The sequence below is a fragment of the Vibrio sp. genome (assembly GCF_984391705.1).
In genome coordinates, this window is the sequence record NZ_CFHWOM010000160.1 from 1 (window position 1) to 1,332 (window position 1,332).

General features: G+C 47.9%; 1 protein-coding gene and 1 pseudogene. Both read left to right on the forward strand.

The genetic code is table 11. The features are described 5' to 3' along the window. Positions 1 to 227, forward strand: a pseudogene (locus tag AC4MRV_RS22125) (bifunctional metallophosphatase/5'-nucleotidase); the annotation flags it as partial. A gap of 90 nt (positions 228 to 317) precedes the next feature. Then, positions 318 to 1,332: YibE/F family protein (locus tag AC4MRV_RS22130; protein WP_491189417.1), on the forward strand; the 1,015-nt coding region annotated here is incomplete at its 3' end.

Below are 1,332 nucleotides of genomic sequence, written 5' to 3' on the forward strand. Positions count from 1 at the left end.
ACCTACCAAGTGGTGATATCACGACACTGCGTGAGGGCGAAGGCAAAGCGCTGTGGGAGCAATTGAAGAACATGGAAATCTGTGTCTCGATTGACTTGGAAAACCCGAAATACCCAGCGATTGTTAAGTCTGTGAACATCAATGATTCGTCTAGCTACTTTGTTAACCCTAACAAAGACGCAGCGACCCTTGATGAGAAAGTCGCAGGTTGTAACCCAACTCATTAATCCTGCATGTGGGCGCGGTAATCTTTACCGCGCCTAATTTTACTCACCAGAGGCAAAGCCCGTTTAGTGAGTGATGTAGAAGAGTGCTTCATGATCAAAAGAATCTATAACCGATGGGGTTTCACCCTACTGATTACCCTTATCTCCACGCTTATCTTTCAGTTTTCTTCTTCGTGGAGTGAAGATTTCCGTCCTAAGTCTCGCCAGCAACAAGAGTTTGTTGAAGCGACTGTCACGCGTTCTATCTCAAACCATGTTGCGCCTGATCCGCTTGTGCCAGATGTGATGACAGGTAAACAAGTCTTCATGGCAAAAATTCTTGAAGGAGAGAGCAAAGGCTTAGAGGTGGAAGTCACCAATCCTCTTAGTCGCCAGCACAACGTGTATGTCAGTGAAGGTGATACCTTCATCATGATGATCCGCGAAACCACCAATGGCACCGTCTATTGGGCATATAACCACAAACGCTCAGACGCGATTTACCTTATGCTTGCTCTGTTTTGTGCGCTGCTGCTGAGCTTTGGTAAGAAAGAGGGCATTAACTCTATGGTCGCGCTTTATTTCACTGCTGCCTTGATCGTTGGTGTGTTGGTGCCGAGTATTTTTGCAGGTTGGAATCCGATGCTGGTCAGCATCTTATTGATGGTGGTGATCATCGTGGTCAGCTTTATTCTCGTTTCTGGCTATAACCGGAAGAGTTTATGCGCCATGGGCGGCACGTTATTGGGCGTGATCGCCGCAGGTGTAATGGCGCAGTGGTTTGGTGAAATGGCACACTTGTCGGGCATTTACCTCGACAAAGGCGAAGACGTGATTTACCTAACGTCGATGAAGATGGGCATCCGTTGGTTGATGTTCGTGACGATTGTCGTTGCTGCACTTGGCGCTGTTATGGATGTGGCGATTTCGATTGCATCGGCGTACGCGGAGCTGCAACAAACTGATCCGAAACTCAAGCCAAAGCAGTTGGTTAGAGCGTCGATGAATATTGGTCGGGACATCATGGGCACCATGACCAACACTTTAATTTTGGCGTTTGCTGGTGGTTCGTTGACGACCATTATGATGGTGTGGGGGCTTAACATGCCGGCGAGTCAGTTTATGA